Source organism: Indolivaga alginatilytica, assembly GCF_003201355.1.
In the GTDB taxonomy this organism is placed as follows: domain Bacteria; phylum Bacteroidota; class Bacteroidia; order Bacteroidales; family Dysgonomonadaceae; genus Dysgonomonas_A; species Dysgonomonas_A alginatilytica.
On record NZ_QICL01000021.1, the window covers coordinates 52,555 to 75,478 of the forward strand.

Genomic DNA, 22,924 nt, shown 5'->3' on the forward strand with positions numbered 1-22,924 from the left:
CAGTAATATTCCCCGTTTTTAATCGATACTGACTCTTATATTCAATTAATTACTATCTGATTTAAGCAGTTTGTTTTAAATGCAAAAACACTCTTAAAGACTTCGTTTTTCTTATTCAAAGAATAAGGTCTCACACTTTACCCCCGATGTAGGGGCAGGCCTGTGTGTCTGCCCGATACGGGGCGAACACATAGGTTCGCCCCTACAAAGCAGGTCGGGTGAGGTCTTCCGTCATCTTTGCGTTTAATACAAAATCTGCATATTCAGCATATTTTGTATGCTTATTCGACCTTTGACTCATATCCTTTTTTATTATCACTTACCCAAATTTATTCCTACTTTTGTATCTGAAATAAAGCTGTTTTAAGGTCTCAGACCTTTTTATGGCTTTGGCCGGGCATAATGGGGGGGTGTCATAAGATGTCTAGCACACAGAATACACTGATATTACAGATTTTTGTATTTCATAAATCACTGTTAAATAGTGAAATAAGAAAAATTAAAATCTGTATTTTCTGTTATTTCTGTGTAATTTGTGTTCTGTTCAGACTTTTGACACACCCTCATGATAATAAAATATCGCATTAAATATTTAATACTACTTAAAAGGGTTACAGCCAAAAACTCTGATAAATATTGTAACTTTATTTATCTATAAGACAGCCAGTAGATTGAATAAAAAGTAACAGAAAAAAGAGACAATAAAAAAACACTGTAAAAAGTGTCACTTTTGTTACCTTTGTAACCTTTTTATTCGTTTCATATTGAAATACAGCACTTTAAAAAAAGTGACAAACGTGACAAGAAGGTGACAAAAGTAAAAAACAGTATAATACAGATTTAAGTTTCTGATTTTCAGATAATAATAAAAATATTACAAGTAACTCAATGCGGGTATTAATACAAAGGGTAAAACGGGCATCGGTAACGATAGAAGGAAATGTAAAATCGAAAATAGAGAAAGGATTGCTTGTTCTTCTGGGGATTGAGGATTCGGACTCCAACGAAGACATCCAATGGCTGTGCAACAAGGTTGTCAATCTTCGTATTTTTGATGACGAAAACGGTGTGATGAATCTCTCTCTAAAAGAAACAGATTCCGAAATACTGGTTGTATCTCAGTTCACCCTTTTTGCATCGACAAAAAAAGGCAACAGACCCTCTTACATCAGAGCATCAAAACCCGATATCGCCATACCTCTGTATGAAGAATTTTGCAGGGAACTGGAAAAAGCAATAAACAAGACCGTACAAACAGGCTCTTTTGGAGCCCATATGGACGTCGAATTAATTAATGACGGTCTGGTAACCATCTGGATCGATTCAAAGGAAAAAGAATAGCTTAAAATACGAAATATGACTATACAGGAAGCACAGAACAAGGTTGATGAATGGATAAAAACATACGGAGTCAGATATTTTAGCGAACTGACCAATATGACCATTCTAACGGAAGAGGTAGGAGAACTAGCCAGAATTATGGCGAGAACTTATGGAGACCAGTCATTTAAGAAGGCGGATCTGGAGAAAAACCTTGCGGATGAAATGGCAGATATTATGTGGGTGCTTATGTGCCTTGCCAACCAGACAGGCGTAGACCTTACCGAAGCCTTCAACAAGAACATGGAAAAGAAAACAAACAGGGATAAAAACCGACATATAAATAACGATAAATTGACTCAATCATGACCAGTACAAACAAATACATCGACATCCTGAAACAGTACAAAACTGCTTTAAAAGACGAAGACATTGCAGCAAAAGTAAAGGAAATAATAGCCGGTAAATTTGCAGAAAACAACAATGTTGAAGTATATAAAACACTATATTCCTGTATCGATTTAACGACACTAAATACCACCGATACGAAAGAGGAAGTGTGGAAGTTTACCGAAAAAGTAAACGACTTTGAGGGTACATATCCTGACGTAAATAACGTTGCCGCCATCTGTGTATTCCCCAACTTCGCCGAAGTGGTAAAAGAGGCTCTAACGGCTCAGGGAGTAAAAATAGCTTGTGTATCGGGAGGGTTTCCATCGTCACAAACATTCACCGAAGTAAAGATAGCCGAAACGGCGCTGGCTGTAGCCAACGGTGCAGACGAGATAGATATTGTTCTCAATCTGGGCTTCTTCTTAGATGAAAACTATGAAGAACTGTGTGAGGAAATAGACGAGATTAAACACGCTTGTCGTGACGCACACCTAAAAGTAATATTGGAAACAGGAGCATTAAAAACAGCTTCGAACATCATGAAAGCTTCTATATTCTCATTATACTCAGGTGCGGATTTCCTGAAAACATCAACCGGAAAAGTATACGAGGGTGCAAGTCTTGAGGCTGCTTATGTAATGTGTACCGCTATTAAAGAATACGCAAAGAAAACAGGTCGCAAAGTAGGTTTTAAAGCCTCAGGAGGCATTGTTACCACCGAAGACGCCGTAAAGTACTACACAGTGGTAAAAGAGGTTCTGGGAGACGAATGGTGTAATAATGAATATTTCAGAGTAGGAGCCAGCCGATTGGCTAACAACTTACTGGATACAATAAAAGACTGACCGGGATTAAACCCCTACTCCACCATATTAAAAAATAAAGGTTATAATCAATCGATTATAACCTTTATTTTTATTCTTCTACCTTCTTAGTATACCTGTCCCGCAGTAGCGAACCTATAAGCAATAAGATGATAAGAACGCCTACAAGCTTACCTCCCCAGGCATCCCAAAAAGGAATCCTTACCAAGCCTGCAAGATTCTTTATATTATTCGTTTTTGCAATATCGGCAATGTCTGCCTTCGATAAAACGACAAAATTTTCTTCGTCTATATACCCCACAATCTGACCTTCACCCTGTTGAAATATAGGTAAAAAGACAACTTCGAAACAAGTGTACTTGTACCCGAAATCGAAGTATTTACCATCATTAGACTTATAATCGTCGGTATCGGGTAAATCGCATATTTTCACAAGCTTATCATGCGGACCAAAAGTAACTTGCGCCGCATTCGCTTCATATGTCGAAACAAGGTTGAATAGAGTAACAAAACCTAAAAGCAATAGCATTTTTTTCATAAACGAAACAAAAAAATAGTAAGTACTTCGACTATTATTGCCAGTTACAAAAGCTCAATAAACACGCTCTACAACATATTCTACAGCATTCACCAAAGCCTCTTTTACTTCTCCTTCTTCCAAAGTGTCAATAATTTCAATTGCCTTCTGCCTGAATATTTCGATCTTATCATATGCATATTCTATCCCTCCGTTTTCTTTAGCAAAAGAAATAAGAACAGATACATCCTGATCCGAAAACTCACCTGTCCGGATAATTTTCATCATCGCCTGCGATTCTTCAGAATCTGTATTCTTCAAGGCATATAGCAAAGGAAGAGTAACCTTTCCTTCCCGTATATCATTACCCGTTGGTTTGCCTACATTATTCGAAAAATAATCGAAAATATCATCTCTCAATTGGAAACAAATACCTAAATATTCGCCCAATTTCTCAAAACGACCCACATTATCCGAACTGGCTCCAACAGACTGAGCACCTATTTTCATGCATACCGAAAGCAATGAAGCGGTCTTCTTCTTAATTACTTCAAAATATTCTGCTTCATCCAGAATGATCTCCTTAGCCAATGACAACTGATTCAATTCACCTTCTGCCAAACTACGACCTAAGCCCGATATAGCCGAAATGATTTCCATATCACCTGTCAATACACTCTTAATCAAAGCTGTCGATAAGAAATAATCACCCGCCAGAACTGCCATTTTATTATCATAAATAGCATTCGTGGAGAGTCTTCCTCTTCTCATTTTCGATTCATCCACAACATCGTCATGTATCAACGATGCAGTGTGCAACAATTCTACTGTTACTGCAGAATGATAAGTAGTCTCAGTTATTTCTCCACAAGCTTTAGCTGCCAACAATAATAAAATCGGACGAATATGCTTTCCGTCTGATTTCATTATATAATCTATAATCTCCTGAATTCTAGGATTATTACAAAATATTGACTCTCTAAAATAAGAAGTAAAACGTTCGAGTTCTGAAGCTATCGGTTTAGCTATCAAAAGCTTTTTATCCATACTAAAATTAGTTGAATTGCAAATTTATAAATAATTCAGCTTTTAGAGGCATTTATTTGTAACTTTACTGAGAAATAGAACTATTTAACTAATATTTTGGTATGAAATTCTTTCTGTTAGACGCCTACGCACTTATATACCGGTCTTATTACGCTTTTATAAAAAACCCGAGAGTCAACTCCAAAGGTCTGAACACATCAGCCATCTTTGGTTTTGTAAATACTCTGGAAGAAATTCTCAAGAAAGAAAATCCCACTCATATTGCAGTGGCTTTTGATCCTGCGGGACCGACTTTCCGTCACGAAGCTTACGAACATTATAAAGCACAAAGGCTCGAAACCCCCGAAGATATTAAATTAGCAGTCCCTATTATTAAGCAAATAATTGAGGCTTATAATATAAAAATCATCGAAGTACCTATGTACGAAGCAGATGATGTAATTGGAACAATTGCCAAAAAAGCCGAAAAAGAAGATATCGATGTCTACATGATGACACCCGATAAAGACTACGGTCAGTTGACCAGTGATCGGATTTTCATGTATAAACCCAAATTTGCAGGAAACGGTTTTGATGTTCTGGATGATAAAGCCATCATGGAAAAATATAATTTGGCCTCTCCCCTACTCATGATCGACTTGCTCGGTCTGATGGGAGATTCTTCCGATAATATTCCGGGTTGCCCGGGAGTCGGAGCAAAAACTGCCGAAAAATTAATTGCCGAATTTGGAACGATTGAAAATATTCTTGAAAATACTTCAAGCATAAAAGGAACCCTAAAAGATAAACTCGAAAATAATAAAGAGCAAATAATTTTCTCCAAATTTTTAGCAACCATAAAAATTGATGTTCCGATCGAATTTGTAAAAGAAGAATTTGAAAGAAGAAATATTGATGATGAAAAAATAGAACATCTTTTCGAAGAGCTCGAATTTCGAACACTCATAAATCGCGTCTTAAAAAGAGAAACCAAAATTGTTCCTAAAAAAGAGGAAGCTCAAGGCATTCTCTTTGAAGAATTTATGGAGGATGTACCGGAAGAAAAAAAATATTCGACTCTCATGGAGTTGAAAGACATGGTTTACTCATACAATTTAGTTGATAATGAGGAAGAAATGATCAAATTAAGGGACAAAATTTTAGGTAGTAGTTTTTGTTCATTTGATACAGAAACAACCTCCGTAGACCCTATTGATGCTGAATTGGTAGGAATGTCGTTCTCCATTGAAGAAGGTGAAGCATATTATGTACCTATCTCGGCAAATTTCGACAAAGCAAAAAGTCAAGTGGAAATTTTCAGAGAAATTCTCGAAAATGAAAATATTCTTAAAATCGGGCAAAACATAAAATACGATATTATTGTTCTCAAAAAATATGGAATAGAAGTAAAAGGCAAATTATTCGATACGATGATTGCCCATTACTTAATAAATCCGGAATTGAGACATAATATGGATTATATGGCAGAAACATATCTCAACTATAAAACAATTCATATAGATGAGCTAATCGGATCTCGCGGAAAAAATCAATTGAACATGAGAGACCTTTTTCCAAAAGATGTTTGCAATTATGCGTGTGAAGATGCCGATATAACACTCAAGCTAAAAAATATACTAGAAAAAGAAATTGAAAAAAATGGTATAAGCCATTTACTCTATGATATAGAATTTCCACTTGTCTATGTACTAGCCGATATGGAATATGCAGGAGTAAGACTCGATACTAAAGCATTGAAAGATTCTTCTGAGAATCTGACAAAAGAAATGCTGAATATCGAAGCCGAAATATTCGAACTGGCAGGAGTAGAATTTAATGTAAATTCTACTAAACAGGTAGGCGAAATTCTTTTCGACAAATTAAAAGTAATCGAAAAACCCAAAAAGACAAAAACGGGTCAATACACTACGAGTGAAGAAGTACTCGAAAGTTTAAAAGACACCCACCCTATCATTGGCAAAATATTGGAATATCGTAGTCTTAAAAAATTATTGAGTACCTATATCGATGCACTTCCATTACTGATTAATAAAAGAGATGATAAGATACATACATCATATAATCAAACAGTTACAGCAACAGGAAGACTTAGCTCCAGTAATCCAAACCTACAAAATATACCTATCAGAGAAGGGCATGGAAAAGACATTCGAAAAGCTTTTATTGCCGATCCGGGATGTACTTTTTATTCTGCCGACTATTCGCAAATTGAACTTAGAATCATGGCACATCTTAGCCAAGATCCAAGTATGATTGATGCTTTTAATAGTGGCGAAGACATTCACGCTTCCACTGCTGCCAAAATTTATAAAATTCCAATTAAAGAGGTAACAAGCGATATGCGCCGTAAAGCAAAAACGGCTAACTTCGGTATTATATACGGCATCTCGGTTTTTGGACTTGCTGAAAGACTTTCTATCCCTAGATCTGAATCTAAAGAGCTGATTGACGGATACTTCGAAACATATCCGAAGGTAAAAGAGTACATGGATAATATCATTAACAATGCCAAAGAAAAAGGATATGTGGAAACTATTCTTGGACGCAAACGATACCTGCCGGATATCAATTCTCGAAACGCTACAGTACGCGGATATGCCGAACGAAATGCAATAAATGCACCGATACAAGGAAGTGCTGCAGATATCATAAAAATAGCAATGAATAATATCTTCGAACGCTTCAGAAATGAAAAAATTCGCTCAAAGATGATTTTGCAAGTACATGATGAACTGAACTTTAACACTTTTAATGATGAATTGTCGCACGTGGAACAAATCGTAATTACAGAGATGGAAAAGGCATATAAACTCATCGTTCCGTTAAAAGCCGATTCGGGTACAGGAAATAACTGGTTAGAAGCTCATTGATAATACTAAATATTTAATTATCAACAATATAAATAAATATGCTTGATGGATTTGTCGAATACGGATATATAGGACTTTTTTTAGCTTCCTTTTTGGCAGCTACTATCCTACCCTTTGGTTCAGAATTTGTATTTGCTGCATTAATAGCGGCAGGTTTAGACCTTTGGACATGTATACTCATAGCATCTGTTGGTAACTGGATGGGAGGTATGACCAATTATTATCTGGGAAAACTGGGTAAGCTCGAGTGGATAGAAAAATATTTAAAAATCAAGAAAGAAAAGATTGAAAAAATACATCTTTGGCTCACAGGAAAAGGAGCAAGCATGGCATTCTTCAGCTTTTTACCAGTAGTAGGAGACGTTATAGCCGTAGCACTCGGGTATATGAGAGCTAATGTATATATAGTGAATATCAGTATGTTTGCTGGTAAATTTGCTCGTTATGTACTTCTTGCATACGGAATCATTTATGGAATTGAGTGGTTAAGATAATAGAATCTATAAAGAATTAAGGTTTCGGAATTTTTTATTGTTTGAGTAACACTCCTCTTATCTGTCCCTATTAATACTCCCCTCTTTGAAGAGGTGATAAAATATAGTTTTAAATACTTAAAACATTAACATGATAAATAATATACTGAATATCATTGAGAATAATAAAAAATATCAAATTGCAATATTTCTAATTGTTCTTACAACTTTATCAACATTCACTATATATAGATATTCATTTGCAGATACAATAACACCCGGAGATGATAGCGAATTTCACTATTACAGGTTATTAGCTCTAATGAAATCTTTGAAGGACGGATCTTTTCCTATATATATAAACAATGATGCACTCCTTCAATATGGGTATGCAGCCCGATGGTTTTATTCCGATTTTATACTAATACCATTTGCAGCATTAGCAAACATAATAGGTGTTGTAAAAGCATATACAGTTATGTTTTTCACGATGAGTATGCTATGCGGTATATTAACATACATATCTGTAAATAAGGTTTATAAGAACAGAATGGCTGCTTTTATTACAGCTATTTTATATACATTCTGTTTATATAGGTTACAGGATTTATACGACAGATCGGCTCTTTCAGAAGCTTTTTCCTTCACATTTGTCCCTCTTGCATTTTGGGGTCTGTACGAAATAATAAAAGGCGATTATAAAAAATGGTATATTATAAGTATTGGCTTTTGCCTACTTATTTTTACCCATGTCATAGCAACCTTATTGGTGTTTATAACTTCTATTATCATCATTATTATCTATTATAAAGATTTAAGACAAGAACCAAAACGTTTATTATACCTTATTCTTTCAGGTATGGTATGCGTATTATTATCAGCCTATTTCTTATTTCCTTTCTTTGAACAAATATCCTCAAATTCTTTCTACTTTGAAGAAGGCAGAATGTTTGCAATAAATTTTGGTCGTGCTAAAGATGATCTTATTAGGATTCCGACACAGAATGTATTAGTAGGTATGTTAAGTATTGCACTTCCTAAAATAACTAATCTCCACTTTCTGCCGGCTATAGGATTAACTTTGACTTTCGGTATTTTTCTACGCTTTTTTATACACGAAAAGGATCAAAAAATTAAAAGTATTGATATTTTTGTTGTTTTAGCATTAGTTTATATCGCTTTTAGCTTTGACACTCTACCCTCCTTTTTCTATGTGAAAAAGTTCTTTTCGACAATACAATTTACCTGGAGATTATATGAAATATCAAGTTTCTTCTTAGCCTTAGCTGGAGGATATTATCTTTCACTACTATTGCAAAAAAATATTCGTTCAGTAGCAGCTCTTATATGCTTATTAGGATGTGTCGTCTTATTAATAACAGTAAATTCTACATATTATAAATATACGCGGGAAAAACCTAAAACCATATCTTCACAGAATATTATAATTGATAAAAACAGCATTGCTGGACTTGGTCTTGCGGAATATCTTCCAATAAAAGTACCTTCTATAGAATTTATTCAAGATAGAAATATTCTTCTGAAAACGAATAATATAGAAACAGTCACAAATAATTTTGAAAGAAAAAACAGAGCTACAATTTTTAATGTAATAGTAAACAAACCAGATATAATTGAGCTTCCACTCATATATTACAAAGGATATTCGGCAAAATTAAACAATGAACAAATAACTATTACAGAAAGTGAAAATGGATTAATAGAAATTCCTATTAATCAATCAGGCAAAGTACATGTAGAATTTACAGGAACGCTAATACAGAAATACAGTTTTTATGTTACTGTGATTAGTATTCTGTTATTCTGTATTTATATTTTTTGGTACAACAGAAAAAATAAAAACATAAATAAGACCAATCATGTCAACACTATTATTTGACGAAATAGTCTTCGGACCCATACATAGTCGCAGATTAGGTACATCACTAGGTATGAATCTCTTACCTTACGATGGGAAAGTATGTTCATTCAATTGTATTTATTGTGAATGCGGATACAATGAAGATGGTAGAACCAAAACAGAATTACCTAATCGTAAGAATGTAAAGGCTGCTTTGGAACACAAATTATTGAAATTAAAAGAAGAAAACTTAAAGATAGATGTAATTACTTTTGCCGGAAATGGAGAGCCTACTTTACATCCCCATTTTGCAGAAATAATTGATGATACCATCGAGTTACGCAATAAATATGTTCCCGAAGCTAAAATAAGTGTCCTTTCCAATGCAATGCACATCGGAAAAGAAAGTGTTTTTAATGCTCTTAAAAAGGTCGAAAATAATATCTTGAAACTCGATTCGGCTAATATAGAAACAGTTCGTTTGATAGATCAACCAAATTCTCCCACTTACAATATAGAGAGGCAAATAGAGTTTTTCAAAAAATTTGAAGGGAATTTTATTCTGCAAACCATGTTCGTTAGAGGCAGTCATAATGGTAAAATAGTAGATAACACTACCGAAGAAGAAGTGAATGGATGGCTTGATATCATAAAAATGACTCATCCAAAGGAAGTAATGATATATACAATAGACAGAGAAACTCCAGAAAAAAATCTGGAAAAAGTCCCTCTTGAAGAGCTTAAACAAATTGGAAAAAAAGTAGAACAACTAGGTATAAAAATTAACATAGCAGGATAACCACTTTTTACTTCTAAAGTAGTACTTTTGTATACTAACTAAAACTAAATAAATAATATGAGTAATTTTCCTCAGTTTTTCGAAACAAATGAATACTTTATAGATCAGAAAGTTAACTACTTCAAATTCGAAGCAGAATATAAAGTATTTGGTCAGGATGGAAACCAAATAGGAGTTATTAAACAACGAATATCAACCGGTCACAAAGTGCTAAGACTAATTCTTGGTAAGGCAATGATGCCTTTTCTATTGGAAATTGTAGACATGGAAGGAAACACTCTTGCTGTAATAAAAAGAGGATGGACATTTTTCATGTCTGAAATAGCTGTACTTAACGGTCATCATGAAACTCTTGGTTTTATCAAACAAAAATGGGCATTTTTTAAACCTACATTCCATATTATGGCGGCCAGCAGAGCTAAGATCGCTGAAATAAAAGGAGATTGGAAAGGTTGGAATTTTGCTATATCTGAAGCTAATGGCGAACCCATAGGAACAATCAGTAAAAAATGGGCAGGTGCTATGAAGGAAATTTTTACTACTGCCGATAAGTATAACGTTTCTATCAGAGAAGAATATAAAGAAAACACAGACAAGATAGTTGTAGTATCTACTGCAATTACTATCGACATGGTGTTGAAAGAATCAAAATAGAATTAAGTCTTAAATAAGTAAGACACATAGATATGTGAGCTATAATCAATGATTGTAGCTCTTTTCTATTAAATAATGTTTAGAAAAAAGCAAGTAACAAGTAGTCTGCTAATAAATGCTTAATTTTATAGAACCAATAAAATAATAAAAATATGATAACAATAATCTTAGCTCACCCTTGGCACGGTAGCTTCACAAAAGTGATTTTAGACACTATTACTAATAAATTAGATACAGATAATCGTCCATATCAAGTAATAGACCTGCATAAAGACAATTTCAATCCGGTATTAACAGAGTCTGAATTGGCTTTATATTCAAAAGGCGGGTATTCGGATCCTTTGGTGGGAAAATACCAAACTATGCTCAAAAATAGTGAAGAGATTGTATTTATGTATCCAATATGGTGGATGAATATGCCGGCTATTTTAAAAGGATTTTTCGATAAAGTACTTCTTTATGGCTTTGCATTCAACTATGAAAATGGATGGAACCCACTTCTTAAAATAGAAAAATCTACTGTAATAACTACTTCTGAGCAATCTACAGATAGTTTTGCAGAATCAGGAGATCCCGTAAATGATATCAATAAAAACTGCCTGTATTCTATAGGTATAAATAATACTACTTGGTTCAATTGCGATCATATCACATCGGGAAGCGACGAACACAGACAAGCATTTTTAGAAAAAATAAAAAATCACTTTTAATTTACAAAGCTATTATTTTCTATTAATTATGAAATATCTATTAATTGCAGCATTAGCATTTGCTTCTTTTATCAATACAAATGCTCAAAGTTTATCGAATATCCAGCTGAATGATCCTGTAAAAACAGGTGGGCTCACCGTAATGGAGGCTTTTGCCAAAAGACAATCTTCTTCTGAATTTTCAGATAAAGAACTCAATATACAAGACCTGTCCAATTTACTTTGGGCTGCTAATGGTATTAATCGTGAAAACGGTAAAAAGACCGCTCCATCGGCTCAAAACAGCCAGGATATCGATGTTTATGTTGCCCTACCTCAGGCAGTATATAAATTTGATGCACAATCAAATAATTTAGTACTTGTAGCTGAAGGTGATTACAGAGGCTTAGCAGGTGGAAAAAAGGATAATCCCCTACCCCCTACTATTCTTTATCTTGTAGCGGATGCTTCAAAATACAAGCCATCGGCTTATAATACAATGGAACACATCACCGATATGAATAAAGTAGATGCAGGAATCGTATCTCAAAATATAGGTATCTTTTGTTCGGGTATGGGCTTAGGCACAAAACCTCGTGCACAGATGAATCATGCAGAATTAAAAAAGGCTCTTAAACTAAATGATAGTCAAACCTTGATTCTTAATCATCCTATAGGATATTTAAAATAATCCCGTTTTACTCAAAAAAGAAAGCCTGATAATTAATTATCAGGCTTTTATATTAAATAGGGCAAAAGCAATAAAAAGGTCTGAGACCTTATTTCTTTTTTTCTAAGTTAGCAATACGTTTTTCAAGACCGGGATGACTCGAAAATAACTGATTTGCTTTACTTGTTTTACCTGCGCCGGCTTCTTGTTCCATTTTTAATAGAACACCCAAAGATTGAGCCATTGCCTGAGGATCTTTATTAGCTTCTTTCAATAAATTATATGCATAATCGTCAGCCGATGATTCTTGTTTTTGAGAGAATTGAGCATTGGTTAATGCTTCACCCAAAGAACCCAATTGAGAGTCTGTTAAAGATGCTGCTGTATTTCCGGTAGAACCTACTGCATCTTTAAGAGCCGAAGTTAACAGAGCGGTTTTAAAAGCGTCTTTAGAGTCATTATTTACAACGTGACCTATCTCATGTCCCATAACAGCAAGAATTTCTTCATCAGACATAATATCCATTAATCCGGCAAAAACACGAATACTGCCGTTAGCACATGCAAAAGCATTTACATCAACCACATAAAGAGCTTTAATATCAAGCTTCTTTCCATTTACATTATCTATAGGGAACATAGCTGAAATTTTCGCTAAACGCTCTGCTGTTTCTCTCATTCCTTTATCGGTATCGGTAACACTGCATACAGGATTGTGAGCATCGATCCAATCGATATATTCCTGAGCATACTGAGAAATTTCGGCATCGCTGAGAGTCATCGCCTGAACTCCTTTTGTTGCAGCATCTATTGCTTTACCAACCTTAATTTTACCAAATTGTGCATTAGCCGCAAAACTACAAGTTGCTAATAAAGCCAATGCTAAAAAAAACTTTTTCATAAACTTATTTAATTAGTGAGAATGTATAGTGTAATAAATATTTTCAAATCTTAAATTTATTTTGCAAGTAAATCTTCAGTAATCCGTAAATTGTATATACCTGTGCGTTTCTCGGCTCTATAACTCCAATATTTAAAGAGCCGTAACGACCGGGATGTTAAGATATCCTCTATGTAAATATCCAATTTAATATAAGATAGAGGTATTGTATCTGTCATCTTATATTCCGAAGGAGGGAGAAAATTTCTCCCACATATTCCACCATAATCATCTCTGACGATCTTTGTTTCATTTGGCTTTATTTGAAATATAGAATCGGTTATTGTAGTGAATGAACTCTCATTCTTAACAGTCTTAACCGTAATTATTTTATTTGTAGAATTCGTTATTTCATAATTATAATCGTAAGTATAGTCACAACCAATAAGCAATAGAGGAAATACAGTTAATACAAATAATACTCTCTTCATAAAATATTTTTTAGACATTAAATCTAAAGTGCATAATATCGCCATCCTGAGCAACATATTCTTTACCTTCGACACTCATTTTACCTGCTTCTTTTACAGCAGCCTCAGAGCCTAAAGCAATAAAGTCTTCGTATTTGATAACCTCGGCACGGATAAAGCCTTTTTCGAAATCGGTATGTATAACACCTGCACATTGTGGAGCTTTAAAGCCTTTTACAAACGTCCATGCACGAACTTCCTGCACTCCGCAGGTAAAGTATGTCTGAAGACCTAAAAGTTGATAAGCGGCCTTTATAAGACGTGCGACGCCCGATTCTTCAAGACCTATTTCAGAAAGAAACATTTCACGTTCTTCGTAAGATTCAAATTCTGCAATCTCCGATTCTATCTTAGCAGCTACAACCAGTATTTGTGCATCTTCTTCTGTGATAGATTCACGTACTTGCTCTACATATTTATTTCCTGTAACAGCACTTGCTTCATCTACATTACAAACATACATTACAGGTTTGTAAGTCAGCAAATATAATTCCTTGGCAGCCTTCTCGTCTTCTTTATTATCAAACTTAACAATACGAGCCGATTTTCCTTGTTCCAAAGCTTCTCTAAACTGAATAAGAATGTCGTACATGCGCTTAGCATCCTTATCTCCACCTGTTTTAGCCTGCTTTTCTACTTTTTGAATACGTGCAGTTACAGTTTCCAAATCTTTCAACTGCAATTCCGTATCAATTATTTCCTTATCACGAACAGGGTTTACACTTCCATCGACGTGAGTAATATTATCGTCATCAAAACAACGCAATACATGAAGTATAGCATCTGTTTCACGTATATTCGCCAAAAATTTATTGCCTAATCCTTCACCTTTACTGGCTCCTTTTACCAATCCTGCAATATCTACGATTTCTACAGTTGTGGGCAAAATACGATTTGGTTTAACCAATTCCGCCAATTTGTTCAAACGCTCATCGGGTACAGTAATCACACCTACATTAGGTTCTATTGTACAAAAAGGAAAATTAGCAGATTGTGCTTTCGCATTTGATAAACAATTAAAAAGGGTAGATTTTCCTACATTAGGAAGTCCCACTATACCACACTGTAGAGCCATTATTTTATTCTGATTTTTTTAATATTCAAGGTTGCAAAGATAGTCAAATTATATAAATTAAAAGGCATCTACTTGTAACACATAACTATTTAATGATGCTTATCAAAAGCATAAAAAGATGCGAAGCTTCAAAACAAGTCGAAAGTTACAAACTATAGAAATTTTCTGTCACTTTTTGTATATTTTCTGTCACTTTATAAAACACTGTAATTCAATAAATAAACTCTTAAAAAGTGACAAAAGTAACAAAAGTAACACTTTTTTAGCTGTCTTATTTTCTCTGTGTTTACTAATAATTGTTCCTTGTTTTCTTTTCGTCAATTCGGTCAGACATACAGGTTAGCCCTTACCGTACCCTGTTTACGAATCCTTACATAGATAGATAAAAATTCAACTACTGATTGACATTAATTATAATCATTAGATCCAAGTGTTTTTCCGTTCCTCACTGTGTAACCACAGCACATATTTTTCTTTAAATTTTTTAATGGATTGTTTTTTGATAGTATCTAAATAAGCTTCTACAAAATTAGGATTATCCTTACAAAACGAAAAAATACAATTTTGTATACCCGTCAATTGAAAATAAGGCATAATCTCTATTCTGTCACAAAGAATAACAGCTACCTCTCCCCTACTTAATTTTCTTTTTAAACATTTGGAATACACATCCGTTTTAGAATCATCCGTAAAAAATTCAGGCAATATCTCTAAAGCTTCTTCCTGATAATCCGATATTTTTGAGGCATATTCACTTTTTATAATATCTTTGGAATCAGATACTTTACAAACCTCTGTTAATAAATTTTCTATCTCACTTTTCGATTGTGAAAAAGCAAAACCTGAAAACGAAATGAATATAATAATTAAAGCGAAAAGCTTTTTATATAAACTTAAAAGTACCATAATTAAAAACCTTTACAATTAATTTTCATAACCATAAACATTCAAAAAGACATTATGTTTTTCAAATGAAGACAAAATAAAACTATTTCTTTTTAATTTTTTGCATATAGTTTTTCCAATCCGATTCATTTCGCCAAATCCATTTATGTTCCTTGAGCCAGTTATCAGAGGAAGGAAGTGAATCAGCAGATGTAAAATGCTTGAGTTCTCCATTTTTCCACGGACTATGGGTTTTATAGTAATCATCTGCTGATTTTAATATGCTTCTGAAGTAAACAGCCTTTATTGCCTCACGATCTATAATCTTAAATCTAATCTCATCTAAAGACCACCCTTTTAATAAAGCGGGTTTATCATATGAATGAATAATAATAGTGTCATCGCGTATGGCATATACTCCCCAATTCCCCCCCCATAGGATTTGTTTACCTTCTTTCCAAGTTACTATAGTTTTAGATAGATTTGATTTGATTTCATTATTAGTACTTTCTCCTTTAAAGTGAAAATAAACCCAAGTCCCATCTTCGAAGAAGATATAGCTGCCATATTTCCGATAAATTGAATCAGCATAATAACCATCAATTTCAATCAAATCCCGAATATTTGTATTTCCACCCTCTAACTTGATTGTAGATTTAGCAATTACCTCTTTCTTCTGTGATGCACAAGAAAAAGAACTCAGCAAACAAATAAGTATTATCAATTCTTTTTTTACCATTTCATAGCACAGTTGAATTGTGTAAAACATTAGAAATGTACTTATTATAATCTTAATAAATAATTATCAAATCTCAATACAAATACCTTTCTCTGAATTTTTGAATATCTACTCCAAGAACATTAGTTAAGTAATTTTCGACTGTACCATGCTCTTTCTTTATCTCATCTATACCAGCCTGTATAAATTCCTTCTTTACTTCAAAGAGAGGCTTTAAATTAGGATTCTGGGCTATATACTGGGCATACTTACCATCAAGATAAATATTAGAAGATAAATAATCTTCAATAATTGTATTCTCATCCACACCTAATGCAAATAAAATAAGAGCAGCTCCCATACCTGTTCTGTCTTTACCTGCCGAACAATGAAACATCAAAGGAACCTCTTTTTCCTGTTGCAGCAATGTAAAAAAATCTTTATATCTGTTTACACAAGCCGAATCGGTAACTAATATTCTATTCATATCCATCATGGCGCTATCCATCTGAGCCTCTTTAAGGTTTGCAAGGCTTTTGGCTGCCAGTAAATTACCCGGAGTAATAGAATAAGCATAATCTTTGCTTACAGATGAAGGAAACTTATCGGGCGAACGTTTAATTTCGTCAGGAGATCTGAAATCTACTATAGAAACAAGAGGAATGCTCGACAAATAACGAAGATCCCCATCCGTCAGATTATGCAGGTCATCCGATCGGAATATTTTCCCCCATTTAACAAACTTTCCATCCGTAGTTTTAATTCCTCCTAAATCCCGGAAATTATAACCTCCTTCCATAGGTAAATGGCGTTCCGCAAGAATTGCTTTTCCCTCAGGTGTTACAAATTGAAAATAACTGCGAACACTATCCGGCACATTCAATGGAAAAATACCACTGCCCCTACCTTCGGCAACAGGTTTCGAAAAATCAATATTATCTATTGAGGTACCCGAATACAAAAGCCATTTGTCTGCTGTCTGAATACGTACTATAGCCGATTTATCATCTTTATTTCTTATAATAAATGCCTCACCGGATACATCCTTTCCCGAATACTGAGCTTTATCTGCTTTCATATTTGAATCTTTACATGAGATCATAAAAACCGATCCTATTAGTAATAAACTTGAAATAATTTTTTTCATAACAATATAAGTAATGCTAACTATTTAATGCGATGTTTTATCAGCATAACTAACTCTGTTTATTATGCTTGCCAAAGTAATAAAAAGGTCTGAGACCTTAATCAATTTTTCATTTGAATTTAAAATAACTGTCAATAGGTTTAAAATAAACCGATACTTTACTAAAGTATTTTTCTATAAAAAAAGTAATTATATAAGCTATTATAAAGAGTATTATATAATCCAGCACTATATTTTTAATTATATGCGACCAAGATAACATACTATTTAATGGAAAAAAATGTTGAACCACAAAATTTTCCATTAAGAACACACAAAAAGTACAGGATGCCACTTTGTTGATATATTCGTTTTTAAAATGAAATTTAGTAAAAATGTAGAAAAACGAAAACGCAGATAGAAGTACTAACGGGTTATTATAAGCAAAAGCCGATAGATTAGACTTGTAAAAATATGCCCATACCATTATTCCAATAACCGATAAAAAGTAAAGAGAAACTAATTTATAGGTTCTAATGAATGGTGCTCTTCTCAGAAAATATCCGAATATATATAAATAAATAAAATTGAAAAGATTATAACCATTAGGGTCAATACACACATAACCAAGAGTAAACCCCATAAATACATTAACTATTGTAACTAATATTATAATTTTTTTAAGATCCTGATAAGAACAAACTTCCAAAGCTTTATTCAATAAAGGAGATAATAAAAATAAAGCTAAATAAGAGGGTATAAAAGAATTTTGAGTTCGTAAAAGTAATATACTACGCAATATATTTTTCACTTCATTTTCCGGAGCAAAAAGTAAGTAAACCAATTGGCATACCAGAATAATACATAATAATTTAACAAACTTCGAAAATTTGAAATTTATAGTAAAATATCCGGATATAAGTATAAATAAATTAACGCCAATGATAAAAAAGGAATTTAAACATATCCCTAATATTTTATAAGATTCAATATCTACACTTCCGTTCCAATAATTCATTAAACCTAGTCTTATCAGGCAATGATGGAGAAAAATAAAAGTTATAGCTATGATACGTATTAATTCAAATGTAGAATTTCGTTGTATTTGTTTATTTTCCATTTTCGTTTAATCGTTCCGGTAGTTATCAACAATTCTATTATGTATTATATTTTCTTTTTTAAACCAAAAACTAATATGGTAGTAATAATAGGCTGTTGAAACTGTTTATTATTATTTGATCTTTTACTTGCATTTTTAGTTACTGTTCTGACAGTATAGACTTATATACATTTATCAACATTTTTTAGAATACTTATGTATGATGGTTTACTGTTTGTTATAGACTTTATTAAATGAGTGTTGATAACTACGGGTGTTCAAAAGTTTTATTTTTTTCCATTGTTAATAGCTGTTGATAACTACATGATATTTTAAACAAAGATTTATGCTTAATAATTTTGTATTTCATGAATATCTTATATACTATTATCACTATGAACTTTGCAACTTTATTTTTCAGAAATTTATCAACAGTTATGAACACTTTATTGACATCTTTTACATTTAATTAAACTTCTCTGTATTAATAATTTAGAATATAAGTATCTGTATAACAATAAATTAAATTATTAATAAAAAAGACTGATCTAATAATCAATCCTTTGAATTTTTGAATCTTGCATATATACTGAGAGGAAGTCTTTTCCCTGATTTTTCGGGAATTAAAAGCTCTCCGTACTGATACGATTTTATAGCCGGAAAATAACTTTTAATTAAATTTTCAGCTATTACAGACGAAAATCCCATCGAATAGAGGTTGAGTATAAGAAACGAGTTTTCGCTTTCTAAAAGCTCCCGGCAAATAGACATCAGTTCTGCAATATTTTCTTCGAGAATCCATCTTTCGCCATCGGGACCACGTCCGTAAGCAGGAGGATCAAGAATAATACCATTGTATTTTTTACCTCGTTTTACTTCACGCCTGCAAAATTTGAGCGCATCTTCAACAATCCATCTGATATTATCGAGGTTCGAAGCCTCCATATTTTCACGGGACCATGTAATGACCTGCTTCACCGAGTCTACATGAGTAACATCGGCTCCTGCACTTTTAGCAGCAATGGACGCACCACCTGTATATGCAAAAAGATTTAATACTTTCGGTTCGCTTACAGTAAAGCTTTTGATGGTATCGTAAATAAAATTCCAGTTTTCGGCTTGTTCGGGAAATATACCTACATGCTTAAAAGAAGTAAGCCCCAAACGGAATTTGAGGTGCATTTCTTTATAATCATAATTGATAAACCACTGGTCGGGCATCCCTTTTTTCTGAATCCACTCTCCCCTTTCGTTTCCATCCTGCGACGATTTTCCTTTTTCGCGTCTGAAAACAGCATCTGCCATTGTTTTCCATTCGTCTTCCGATAATGTTTTCTGCCATACGGCCTGTGGTTCGGGGCGTGCAAGTACGTATTTTCCAAATCGTTCGAGTTTTTCATAATTACCCGAATCTATCAATTCATAATCTGTCCAGTGTTGAGGTTCTAAAAGAAGCATATAGAAGAATTTTTTTAGGTATGTGACCTATTGTTGCTTTGTAAATATTCATTTATTGAATATTTACCATACTTAAGTAACGTTTAATATTTAATGCGATGTTTTATCAGTATAACTATCTCTGGTTGTTATGCCTGGCAAAGTAATAAAAAGGTATGTTGCCTTAATATCAAGGCAAAGATACGATATTTGTATTATTTTTTCTTTTACAAGTCTCTTAATTAAGGTTTCAGACCTTTTTATTACTTTGGTAAACATAAATCAATTAAGAGTAAGTAGTAAATATTTACGTGTTTATTAAAAAATAATACAAAACGGATGTTACATTATTCAGGTAGCTTCGTTATATAAGTAAATGAAAGTTTTTAATGAGATACTTTCGAATTGTAACAAGCTATTGCTGTTGTGCTTACTAAAGCAATAAAAAGGTCTGAGACCTTAAGTAGATATGGAGCTAGAGAGATTTAAAACAATGGTGATGCCTCTTCGCGAAAAGTTGCAAAATTTTGCAAGAAGCATGCTTACAAATGATATTGACGCCGAAGACGCAGTCCAAGAAACCTACCTGAGGTTGTGGAATGCCAGATCGCAGCTCAATGATCATCCCAATCCTCATGGATTTGCCATGCAAACGCTCAAAAACATCTGTATCGATAAAATAAGGAGCAGTAAACATCAAATCTCTCTCGATAATGTAAATATGGCCGAATCAGGTATAGATCCGTATACCTATACCGAGGAGGCCGACAGCGCACAGATTATACGGAAAATTATCGATACACTGCCCGAATTGCAACGCAAGATAATGTTGATGAGAGATGTAGAAGGATATGAGTTGAATGAAATTGCAGATATAACAGGTTCTGACATCGGTGCGGTAAGGGTAAACCTCTCGAGAGCACGCAAAAAAGTTAGAGACACCTATATAAGCATAAGCCAAATAAGACATAAGGCATGAATGAAATAGATAAAATAATAGAAAAATATTTTGACGGGGAGACTTCTTTACGTGAGGAAGAGATACTGCGCAACTATTTTCTGAAACCCGATATCGAAGCCAGACACAAGATGTATGTACCGATGTTTGCCTTTTTTACCGAAGAACGAAAAGTTGCCGAACCGCCGCAAAAAGCGAAAAAGAAATTCCCTCTATATCTGTGGGCAGGAATTGCGGCAAGTATCTTATTGTTAGTATGTATTAAGTTTGCTTATACGCCTGCTGATAATGTGTCTTCAAAATCGATGGTATATATCGATGGCAAAAAAATATCTGATATGCAAACGATAAATAATCAAGCTCTTATATCAATAGAAAATGTATCGAACGTGGATGAGGAAATACTCAATTCGCAAATCGATATACTCGATTCGTTTACCGAATAAGTAAAAGAAAATATTTAATGAAACATTTATCAAGTATAACTATCTATCGCTGTTTTGTTTGGCAAAGCAATAAATACTTCTGTGAACTTAAAATTAATGACAATGAAATATAAAATAGTAATACTACTCTGTATAATGCAGGCAATCAGTTTGGGAGCATCTGCACAGAGCCATTTGAATATAAAAGATGTATTTGACTTGTATGGCAAGCAAGGCGGGTCTGTATTGGTACAATTATCCACCGATGTACTTTCGCAAGGCAGTAAGATTACTTTTTATAAGAGTCTCATTACAGACGAAAGTGTGGAGAAAAACCGCCTGATATGGGAAGCCATGGAAGCAGATATAAAGAACGGAACCAAAATATCGGAACTGAAAAAGGACGGCAAAATAGAATCGGGAACGTATTATTTGAAAACAAACAGTTCGTCTAAAACAAACGAATATATTCTTTATAAAAATAAGTCGAGAAAGATAACACTTGTATATCTGCAAGGTGATTTCCCTCCGCAACAGTTGGAATATGAACTGAAAAAGCTCAAAGACTTATTTATTTATGTCAACAATAAACGACTGAAATTGCAATAAACAAAAACAATATAGATATGAAAAAGCTAATTATCCTCTCTATTTTCTGTCTGGGCATAAGTATGTCATATGCAGATAATACTACATCCACGCAAGACACTGTTATAAGAACAGTAACCATAGTGTCGGAAACAAACCCGAGTACAGGTGCTGTAAGAACAACAACGACCAAAACTGAAAAAATAATACAAGCCAAAGTAGAAAATAGCGGCAGCAATGTTATTTTCGACGGTTCGTCTTATAATATTATTTTTTCATGGAAAAAGAAGAAAAAACTTCAACCGCACTGGACAGGTATTGGTATGGGATTCATGAATTACAATGATAAGGACATACCAAACGGAAGGTTGCAAGTGAGCCGGTCGCACAATTTTACGGTAAACTTGATTGATTATCACAAACAAATAAAAAACTCCAACTGGCTATTTGTAAGCGGTATCGGATTTGAGTGGTCACGCTATCATTTTCAGGATAATGCTGCTCTGACAAGGATAGACGGCGTTACCCGTTTCGAACCTGCTCCCGAAGGCATAAATTACAATTCGTCCAAATTGTTGGTGTATTATATCACATTCCCTTTATTGCTTGAATATCAAACATCGGGTATACATATGTCAGGGGGAGTGGTTGCATTTTTTAAATATTATTCTAAATCGCAGGTAAATTATTATACCGAACGTGGCAGACAAGTAATAAATATGGGACGCGACCTGAATATTCGCCCTGTAGACATAAAACTAAGACTGCAAGTAGGTATCAACGATGTACATGTATATGGTTATTATTCGCCCATGTCGATGTTTAACAAAGACAGAGGGCCCGATCTTAGAACTTATACTATCGGTGTAATGATAGGCATATAAGTAACGTTTAATATTTAATACAATGTTTTATCAGTATAACTATCTTTGGCTGTTATGCCTGCCAAAGCAACGTTTAAAGCAGTGAGAGCAGAGTCAAGTTTACTTGAACTATGCCGAATCGCGATAAACGACTAATCCAATTGAATAAAAAGGTCTGTGACCTTAAAGCAGACACTCAATTATTTTTTTATTATAAACACTC

General features: G+C 33.8%; 24 protein-coding genes. 14 read left to right on the forward strand and 10 right to left on the reverse strand.

Annotation, left to right across the window (positions count from 1 at the left end):
* Positions 1-888 precede the first annotated feature (888 nt).
* The 3 genes from dtd to deoC are packed head-to-tail and all read left to right on the forward strand — an operon-like array spanning position 889 to position 2,558.
* The gene (gene dtd / locus CLV62_RS14890; RefSeq protein ID WP_110311569.1) at positions 889-1,341 is read left to right on the forward strand and encodes a D-aminoacyl-tRNA deacylase; all 453 of its coding nucleotides are present in this window, start codon (positions 889-891) and stop codon (positions 1,339-1,341) included.
* Between the two features lie 15 nt (positions 1,342-1,356).
* On the forward strand, positions 1,357-1,689 hold the full coding sequence (locus CLV62_RS14895; RefSeq protein ID WP_110311570.1) for a nucleotide pyrophosphohydrolase: 333 nt from the start codon (positions 1,357-1,359) through the stop codon (positions 1,687-1,689).
* Positions 1,674-2,558 (forward strand): deoxyribose-phosphate aldolase, encoded by an 885-nt coding sequence (gene deoC, locus CLV62_RS14900; protein ID WP_394337210.1) that lies wholly within the window; start codon positions 1,674-1,676, stop codon positions 2,556-2,558. Before CLV62_RS14895 ends, deoC begins: the two co-directional genes overlap by 16 nt.
* A gap of 70 nt (positions 2,559-2,628) precedes the next feature.
* Here deoC and CLV62_RS14905 read toward each other — a convergent pair whose 3' ends face one another.
* Together CLV62_RS14905 and CLV62_RS14910 are read right to left on the reverse strand one after the other, a co-directional pair.
* Positions 2,629-3,075, reverse strand: a complete 447-nt coding sequence (locus tag CLV62_RS14905; protein WP_146212762.1) for a hypothetical protein — start codon at positions 3,073-3,075, stop codon at positions 2,629-2,631.
* Positions 3,076-3,129: 54 nt separating this feature from the next.
* On the reverse strand, positions 3,130-4,101 hold the full coding sequence (locus CLV62_RS14910) for a polyprenyl synthetase family protein (RefSeq protein ID WP_110311573.1): 972 nt from the start codon (positions 4,099-4,101) through the stop codon (positions 3,130-3,132).
* A gap of 101 nt (positions 4,102-4,202) precedes the next feature.
* On the opposite strand from CLV62_RS14910, the gene polA reads away from it, so the two are divergent.
* From polA to CLV62_RS14945, 7 genes are all read left to right on the forward strand, one after another.
* On the forward strand, positions 4,203-6,971 hold the full coding sequence (polA, locus tag CLV62_RS14915; protein ID WP_110311574.1) for a DNA polymerase I: 2,769 nt from the start codon (positions 4,203-4,205) through the stop codon (positions 6,969-6,971).
* 38 nt (positions 6,972-7,009) lie between these two features.
* Positions 7,010-7,465: a YqaA family protein gene (locus tag CLV62_RS14920; protein WP_110311575.1), complete on the forward strand. Its 456-nt coding sequence runs from the start codon at positions 7,010-7,012 to the stop codon at positions 7,463-7,465.
* 529 nt (positions 7,466-7,994) lie between these two features.
* On the forward strand, positions 7,995-9,344 hold the full coding sequence (locus tag CLV62_RS14925) for a glycosyltransferase family protein (RefSeq protein WP_146212763.1): 1,350 nt from the start codon (positions 7,995-7,997) through the stop codon (positions 9,342-9,344).
* Positions 9,325-10,104: a radical SAM protein gene (locus CLV62_RS14930; RefSeq protein WP_110311577.1), complete on the forward strand. Its 780-nt coding sequence runs from the start codon at positions 9,325-9,327 to the stop codon at positions 10,102-10,104. Before CLV62_RS14925 ends, CLV62_RS14930 begins: the two co-directional genes overlap by 20 nt.
* Positions 10,105-10,161: 57 nt before the next feature.
* Positions 10,162-10,758, forward strand: coding sequence for an LURP-one-related/scramblase family protein (locus CLV62_RS14935; RefSeq protein ID WP_110311578.1), 597 nt, complete (start codon positions 10,162-10,164; stop codon positions 10,756-10,758).
* 152 nt (positions 10,759-10,910) lie between these two features.
* Positions 10,911-11,468, forward strand: a complete 558-nt coding sequence (locus tag CLV62_RS14940; protein ID WP_110311579.1) for an NAD(P)H-dependent oxidoreductase — start codon at positions 10,911-10,913, stop codon at positions 11,466-11,468.
* A gap of 28 nt (positions 11,469-11,496) precedes the next feature.
* Positions 11,497-12,138, forward strand: a complete 642-nt coding sequence (locus CLV62_RS14945) for a SagB/ThcOx family dehydrogenase (RefSeq protein WP_110311580.1) — start codon at positions 11,497-11,499, stop codon at positions 12,136-12,138.
* 88 nt (positions 12,139-12,226) lie between these two features.
* Here the strand turns inward: CLV62_RS14945 and CLV62_RS14950 are convergent, their stop codons facing one another.
* The 8 genes from CLV62_RS14950 to CLV62_RS14985 all read right to left on the reverse strand — a co-directional run bounded on the left by CLV62_RS14950 (position 12,227) and on the right by CLV62_RS14985 (position 19,888).
* The gene (locus CLV62_RS14950) at positions 12,227-13,018 is read right to left on the reverse strand and encodes a M48 family metalloprotease (RefSeq protein WP_110311581.1); all 792 of its coding nucleotides are present in this window, start codon (positions 13,016-13,018) and stop codon (positions 12,227-12,229) included.
* Between the two features lie 56 nt (positions 13,019-13,074).
* On the reverse strand, positions 13,075-13,488 hold the full coding sequence (locus CLV62_RS14955; protein WP_146212764.1) for a hypothetical protein: 414 nt from the start codon (positions 13,486-13,488) through the stop codon (positions 13,075-13,077).
* A 10-nt stretch (positions 13,489-13,498) separates the two neighbouring features.
* Positions 13,499-14,602: a redox-regulated ATPase YchF gene (ychF, locus tag CLV62_RS14960; RefSeq protein WP_110311583.1), complete on the reverse strand. Its 1,104-nt coding sequence runs from the start codon at positions 14,600-14,602 to the stop codon at positions 13,499-13,501.
* A 420-nt stretch (positions 14,603-15,022) separates the two neighbouring features.
* On the reverse strand, positions 15,023-15,508 hold the full coding sequence (locus CLV62_RS14965; protein ID WP_110311584.1) for a hypothetical protein: 486 nt from the start codon (positions 15,506-15,508) through the stop codon (positions 15,023-15,025).
* A gap of 82 nt (positions 15,509-15,590) precedes the next feature.
* A complete protein-coding gene (locus tag CLV62_RS22080; RefSeq protein ID WP_245904100.1) occupies positions 15,591-16,256 on the reverse strand; it encodes a hypothetical protein in 666 nt (221 codons plus the stop codon).
* A 43-nt stretch (positions 16,257-16,299) separates the two neighbouring features.
* Positions 16,300-17,352 carry a tyrosine-protein phosphatase gene (locus CLV62_RS14975; protein WP_185144272.1) on the reverse strand — a complete coding sequence of 351 codons (1,053 nt, stop codon included), beginning with the start codon at positions 17,350-17,352 and terminating at the stop codon, positions 16,300-16,302.
* Positions 17,353-17,461: 109 nt separating this feature from the next.
* Positions 17,462-18,451: an acyltransferase family protein gene (locus CLV62_RS22370; RefSeq protein ID WP_110311586.1), complete on the reverse strand. Its 990-nt coding sequence runs from the start codon at positions 18,449-18,451 to the stop codon at positions 17,462-17,464.
* Positions 18,452-18,985: 534 nt separating this feature from the next.
* Positions 18,986-19,888 (reverse strand): class I SAM-dependent methyltransferase, encoded by a 903-nt coding sequence (locus CLV62_RS14985; protein ID WP_110311587.1) that lies wholly within the window; start codon positions 19,886-19,888, stop codon positions 18,986-18,988.
* A gap of 448 nt (positions 19,889-20,336) precedes the next feature.
* On the opposite strand from CLV62_RS14985, the gene CLV62_RS14990 reads away from it, so the two are divergent.
* The 4 genes from CLV62_RS14990 to CLV62_RS15005 all read left to right on the forward strand — a co-directional run bounded on the left by CLV62_RS14990 (position 20,337) and on the right by CLV62_RS15005 (position 22,722).
* Entirely contained in the window at positions 20,337-20,846 is a 510-nt protein-coding gene (locus CLV62_RS14990; RefSeq protein ID WP_110311588.1) for an RNA polymerase sigma factor, read from the forward strand.
* Positions 20,843-21,271: a hypothetical protein gene (locus tag CLV62_RS14995; protein ID WP_110311589.1), complete on the forward strand. Its 429-nt coding sequence runs from the start codon at positions 20,843-20,845 to the stop codon at positions 21,269-21,271. Before CLV62_RS14990 ends, CLV62_RS14995 begins: the two co-directional genes overlap by 4 nt.
* 102 nt (positions 21,272-21,373) lie before the next feature.
* The gene (locus CLV62_RS15000; RefSeq protein WP_110311601.1) at positions 21,374-21,859 is read left to right on the forward strand and encodes a hypothetical protein; all 486 of its coding nucleotides are present in this window, start codon (positions 21,374-21,376) and stop codon (positions 21,857-21,859) included.
* A gap of 17 nt (positions 21,860-21,876) precedes the next feature.
* Positions 21,877-22,722, forward strand: coding sequence for a hypothetical protein (locus CLV62_RS15005; protein WP_110311590.1), 846 nt, complete (start codon positions 21,877-21,879; stop codon positions 22,720-22,722).
* Positions 22,723-22,924 lie beyond the last annotated feature (202 nt).

What these genes read in the sequence shown, in the direction of transcription:
- dtd (WP_110311569.1), top strand. Translation starts at nt 889, where the DNA reads ATGCGGGTATTAATACAAAGGGTAAAACGGGCATCGGTAACGATAGAA.
- CLV62_RS14895 (WP_110311570.1), top strand. Translation starts at nt 1,357, where the DNA reads ATGACTATACAGGAAGCACAGAACAAGGTTGATGAATGGATAAAAACA.
- CLV62_RS14905 (WP_146212762.1), bottom strand. Translation starts at nt 3,075, where the DNA reads ATGAAAAAAATGCTATTGCTTTTAGGTTTTGTTACTCTATTCAACCTT.
- CLV62_RS14910 (WP_110311573.1), bottom strand. Translation starts at nt 4,101, where the DNA reads ATGGATAAAAAGCTTTTGATAGCTAAACCGATAGCTTCAGAACTCGAA.
- polA (WP_110311574.1), top strand. Translation starts at nt 4,203, where the DNA reads ATGAAATTCTTTCTGTTAGACGCCTACGCACTTATATACCGGTCTTAT.
- CLV62_RS14920 (WP_110311575.1), top strand. Translation starts at nt 7,010, where the DNA reads ATGCTTGATGGATTTGTCGAATACGGATATATAGGACTTTTTTTAGCT.
- CLV62_RS14925 (WP_146212763.1), top strand. Translation starts at nt 7,995, where the DNA reads ATGGCTGCTTTTATTACAGCTATTTTATATACATTCTGTTTATATAGG.
- CLV62_RS14930 (WP_110311577.1), top strand. Translation starts at nt 9,325, where the DNA reads ATGTCAACACTATTATTTGACGAAATAGTCTTCGGACCCATACATAGT.
- CLV62_RS14935 (WP_110311578.1), top strand. Translation starts at nt 10,162, where the DNA reads ATGAGTAATTTTCCTCAGTTTTTCGAAACAAATGAATACTTTATAGAT.
- CLV62_RS14940 (WP_110311579.1), top strand. Translation starts at nt 10,911, where the DNA reads ATGATAACAATAATCTTAGCTCACCCTTGGCACGGTAGCTTCACAAAA.
- CLV62_RS14945 (WP_110311580.1), top strand. Translation starts at nt 11,497, where the DNA reads ATGAAATATCTATTAATTGCAGCATTAGCATTTGCTTCTTTTATCAAT.
- CLV62_RS14950 (WP_110311581.1), bottom strand. Translation starts at nt 13,018, where the DNA reads ATGAAAAAGTTTTTTTTAGCATTGGCTTTATTAGCAACTTGTAGTTTT.
- CLV62_RS14955 (WP_146212764.1), bottom strand. Translation starts at nt 13,488, where the DNA reads ATGAAGAGAGTATTATTTGTATTAACTGTATTTCCTCTATTGCTTATT.
- ychF (WP_110311583.1), bottom strand. Translation starts at nt 14,602, where the DNA reads ATGGCTCTACAGTGTGGTATAGTGGGACTTCCTAATGTAGGAAAATCT.
- CLV62_RS14965 (WP_110311584.1), bottom strand. Translation starts at nt 15,508, where the DNA reads ATGGTACTTTTAAGTTTATATAAAAAGCTTTTCGCTTTAATTATTATA.
- CLV62_RS22080 (WP_245904100.1), bottom strand. Translation starts at nt 16,256, where the DNA reads ATGTTTTACACAATTCAACTGTGCTATGAAATGGTAAAAAAAGAATTG.
- CLV62_RS14975 (WP_185144272.1), bottom strand. Translation starts at nt 17,352, where the DNA reads ATGAAAAAAATTATTTCAAGTTTATTACTAATAGGATCGGTTTTTATG.
- CLV62_RS22370 (WP_110311586.1), bottom strand. Translation starts at nt 18,451, where the DNA reads ATGGAAAATAAACAAATACAACGAAATTCTACATTTGAATTAATACGT.
- CLV62_RS14985 (WP_110311587.1), bottom strand. Translation starts at nt 19,888, where the DNA reads ATGCTTCTTTTAGAACCTCAACACTGGACAGATTATGAATTGATAGAT.
- CLV62_RS14990 (WP_110311588.1), top strand. Translation starts at nt 20,337, where the DNA reads ATGGAGCTAGAGAGATTTAAAACAATGGTGATGCCTCTTCGCGAAAAG.
- CLV62_RS14995 (WP_110311589.1), top strand. Translation starts at nt 20,843, where the DNA reads ATGAATGAAATAGATAAAATAATAGAAAAATATTTTGACGGGGAGACT.
- CLV62_RS15000 (WP_110311601.1), top strand. Translation starts at nt 21,374, where the DNA reads ATGAAATATAAAATAGTAATACTACTCTGTATAATGCAGGCAATCAGT.
- CLV62_RS15005 (WP_110311590.1), top strand. Translation starts at nt 21,877, where the DNA reads ATGAAAAAGCTAATTATCCTCTCTATTTTCTGTCTGGGCATAAGTATG.